Origin of the sequence: Actinoplanes cyaneus (genome assembly GCF_016862095.1) — a bacterium.
Taxonomy (GTDB): Bacteria; Actinomycetota; Actinomycetes; order Mycobacteriales; family Micromonosporaceae; genus Actinoplanes; species Actinoplanes cyaneus.
Genome location: NZ_BOMH01000134.1, coordinates 1 through 3316 on the forward strand (window position 1 = coordinate 1; position 3316 = coordinate 3316).

Sequence of the window (3316 nt, forward strand, 5' to 3'; positions counted from 1 at the left end):
CCACGACAAACTCATCCTCGTGGTCAATCACGAGGGCGGTCACGCAGTGTGGGCCGACAACGCGGGCAGCCGCTTCCGCTGGCAGCTTCGCTGACCCAGCCGATTCTCGGGCGAGGGTGTTGCCGAACCCTCGCCCCCCACCCGGCATGCCCTCTGGGTTGCTTCCTCCGGACACAGATCCAGCCCCAGGCACACAGGTACCCGGCGACGACGAGGGGCTGGCCCCCCGGAAACGCTGAACGCCCGTCCCCGGGACGGGGACGGGCGTTCAGCGTTTCCTCTACCCCGGCCCGATGGCTGCGGGGCTGCTGCCGGGGCGCTGGTCACACGCCCTTCGGCTCGTCGTCGACCACGTCCCACGCCACAAGCGTGCGCGCCAGCTTCCACATCTTGTCGTCGATGATCGGCGCGTACACGAGGATCTGGAGATCCATCCCGCCCTCGGAATGGTCCGGCACGTCCACCCGAGCGACGTCCTGGTCGGCCGCGTGCGGCTGCGACACCGTGAGAATGGCCGCGCCGCTTCCATGCACGAGCGTCCAGCCGCCGCCGCGGATCGCGACTCGCCAGTCCACAGGCACGATCCCGGCGAGCGCTGCGGCGACGCGGCCGGCAGCGCTCGCGGGCCCGGCCGGGTGTCCGACATCGATGCTTGCGTCCATCAGAAACGACCGCGTCGCGGTCGGGTCGTACTTCAGCATGACCGGCCCGTTCGGCCCGTGGAACACGTCGTTCGGGGCGTAACGCCTCATGGTCATGCCTCTCCGGCTTCCTGGGTTGCGCCGTCGACGACTTCCTGGACCATGGTTCGGTATTTCTCGAGCAGTTGCTGATATTGGGCTGAGACCGGCGCCAGGTCGCCCATCGGATCGAACCCGCCGTTGGCCGCGTGCCACTGCTCAGTCTGCTCGGAGCCGAGCCACTCCATCGCGCTGTGCCAACCGGCCAAAATGGGGAATCGACGCCAAAATTCGGCGTCGATCTCGTCGTGGCCGCCTGTGCCGTAACCGAGGTGCGCCGCGGCCAGGTCAACGTCGGTCATTTTTGCCGCTTCGCCGCGACCGGGCTCAGTAACGCGCCATCCGTGCCGGCGCAGCCGGGCCGCGGCGGTCTGGTCACCCCGGAACCGGTTCACGGCAATGGCTCTCTCGGTGTTGGGAGTCCTAGGTGCGGGCACGAGCAGACCCTACACACGTAAGACGCTAGCGTCTAACGTGTTCCCCGCAAATGCTCTATGGGTCATGTCATCCTGACGAGCATCAATACACCATCTGGACGGTCAGCCTGGGACGTGATGCTGGCGGCATCACCCGGCACAAAGCCTCGCCAGACCTCACGGCTTGATTCCGGCGGCAACGGTGAGAATTTCTGACACGACGTGTTCGGCTGCGACGGGTTTGCCCTGGTGGGCGGCAGCCTGGGCAAGCTGCTGGCGCCGTGGTGGATCGGCCAGAAGGCGAAGGACCTCGTCGCGCAGTTGGTCGGGGGTGGCTTGGTCGCCGTCGAGCATGATCGCGGCGCTCTGTTGGGCGAGGTGGCGTGCGGTGATGCGCTGCTCGTCGCCGGCTGCATGCGGGTACGGGATGAGCACGCAGGTCTTGCCGAGCGCGGTCAGTTCCGCGACCGTCCCGGCGCCGCTGCGGGCGACGACGATGGTGGCGGCGGCGAGTAGGTCTGGCATCTCGTCGTGGATGAAGTCGGCGACGTGGTAGCGGTGCGCGAGCGGGTCGGGCAGAGCGGCCGCGACCTGCTGCATTTCGGCGTAGTTGAGGCTTCCGCACTGGTGGACGATCTGGCAGTGGGCAAGCAGACCGGGTAGCGCACCCGTCAGCATCCGGTTGATCTGTTGAGCGCCGGAGGCACCGCCAGTGACCAGGATGAGCGGGACTGCCGGGTCGAGCCCGTACGCGGCGAATCCGCGCGCGGCATCGCCGTGCAGCATCGCCGGCCTGACCGGGTTACCGGTGACGACGGCACGGGTGCGGGCCTGTGGCGGCAGGTGGTCCAGCGATGCCTCGTGGCTGAGCAGGATCCGGGTGGCCAGCCGGGCGAGGATGCGGTTGGCCAGGCCGAGGATGAGGGTCTGCTCGTGCAGTAGGTAGGGCACCTTGAGCAGGCGCGCGGCCAGGCCGATCGGGACTGAGACGTATCCGCCGGTGCTCAGGACGACTGCGGGCCGGGTGCGGGCGACGGTGAGTCCGGCTTGGATGATGCCGACGGGGATCCGGAAGGCATCCGCGATGTTGCGGCCGATGTCTTGTGGGCTGGTGCTGCGGCGCAGCTTGCCGGTGGTGATGGCTTTGAAGGGGATGTTGTTGCGCTGCGCGACGGTGGCTTCCAGTCCGTTGGCCACTCCGACCCAGAGCAGGTCGGGGACGTCTCCGGTGGCGGCGAGCCGGTTCTGCAGGGCGGTGATGGTGGTCAGCGCGGGGTAGGTGTGTCCGCCGGTGCCGCCCCCGGTGACGATCATGCGGAGGTTGCGCAGACGCTGGGTGCTGTAGAGGGACATACCGCCCATTCCGAGATCGGCTACCGGTCGTGGTTGAGGCAGTTTAGCGACGGACTGGTGGCGGCTTCTCCCGATCTTGACGGTTATGGCAGGTGTGGGCCGGCGCCGGTCTCGATCAGGGCCGCGCAGGCGGTGAAGTCGTCTGCGGATTTCTCCCACGGGTCGGGCACGTCCGAATCGGGCAGGTAGGGGCGGATTTTGGGCTGATCGGCCGGGCCGGCGAGATGGCGCAGTTCGGTGAGGATGACTTGGTCCGTGGCCAGGATGAGGTCGGCCCAGGTGAGCATGTCGCCGGTGAGCTGCAGGGCTGCGATGGTTGGGCTGAGCGGAGCTCGACGGCGGGTCCGCCGCGCTGGGTGAGAATCCCGGCGGCCAGCGGGGAGCGGCAGTGATTGCCGAGGCAGACGACGAATTTGCGGGGGTCGCCTCCCAGCTGATGCTGGCGGCATCAGCACCTCGTCGCCGGATGTCCGTCGGATCATGGCTGGCCTGCCATATTTGCGCCGACCCTCTCGGCCCTGTTCGCCAGCCGTGATGCTCCCAGCATCACGGCACTTAGATCAGCGCGCTTCTCGCAGCAGCTGAGAAGCGCGGACGTCAAGTCGTTGCGCGGCTGATGCACCACGCTGCCGGTATGGGGCTAGGTGTGCTCGGAGCGATTGAAGTGCCTCGGTGATGCGGGCCGAGTGGACGCCGGTCATTGTGTCGAGCGCGACGGTCCAGGTTTTGCAGGCTTCGTCGAGGTGGCCGCGACGGCATTGGGTCTCGGCGAGGTCTGCCATGGTTAGGGCGTAGACCCGGGGGTGT

Annotated in this window: 4 protein-coding genes and 1 pseudogene; all 5 read right to left on the bottom strand. The window is 67.7% G+C overall.

Annotated features, from left to right (window positions below):
- Positions 1-323 precede the first annotated feature (323 nt).
- Positions 324-701, bottom strand: a complete 378-nt coding sequence (locus Acy02nite_RS45940) for a hypothetical protein (protein WP_203756634.1) — start codon at positions 699-701, stop codon at positions 324-326.
- A gap of 53 nt (positions 702-754) precedes the next feature.
- Complete coding sequence (locus tag Acy02nite_RS45945) at positions 755-1042, bottom strand: hypothetical protein (protein ID WP_203756635.1); 288 nt, start codon at positions 1040-1042, stop codon at positions 755-757.
- Between the two features lie 291 nt (positions 1043-1333).
- Entirely contained in the window at positions 1334-2509 is a 1176-nt protein-coding gene (locus Acy02nite_RS45950) for a UDP-N-acetylglucosamine--N-acetylmuramyl-(pentapeptide) pyrophosphoryl-undecaprenol N-acetylglucosamine transferase (RefSeq protein WP_203756636.1), read from the bottom strand.
- A gap of 83 nt (positions 2510-2592) precedes the next feature.
- Positions 2593-2991, bottom strand: coding sequence for an arsenate reductase/protein-tyrosine-phosphatase family protein (locus Acy02nite_RS47885; protein ID WP_307872319.1), 399 nt, complete (start codon positions 2989-2991; stop codon positions 2593-2595).
- 78 nt (positions 2992-3069) lie between these two features.
- Positions 3070-3316, bottom strand: a pseudogene (locus Acy02nite_RS45960) (Tat pathway signal protein); the annotation flags it as partial.

Bases quoted from the DNA above. Each gene is read 5' to 3' on its own strand.
- Acy02nite_RS45950 (WP_203756636.1), bottom strand. From the start codon at position 2,509: ATGTCCCTCTACAGCACCCAGCGTCTGCGCAACCTCCGCATGATCGTC.
- Acy02nite_RS45945 (WP_203756635.1), bottom strand. From the start codon at position 1,042: ATGACCGACGTTGACCTGGCCGCGGCGCACCTCGGTTACGGCACAGGC.
- Acy02nite_RS47885 (WP_307872319.1), bottom strand. From the start codon at position 2,991: ATGATCCGACGGACATCCGGCGACGAGGTGCTGATGCCGCCAGCATCA.
- Acy02nite_RS45940 (WP_203756634.1), bottom strand. From the start codon at position 701: ATGCTGAAGTACGACCCGACCGCGACGCGGTCGTTTCTGATGGACGCA.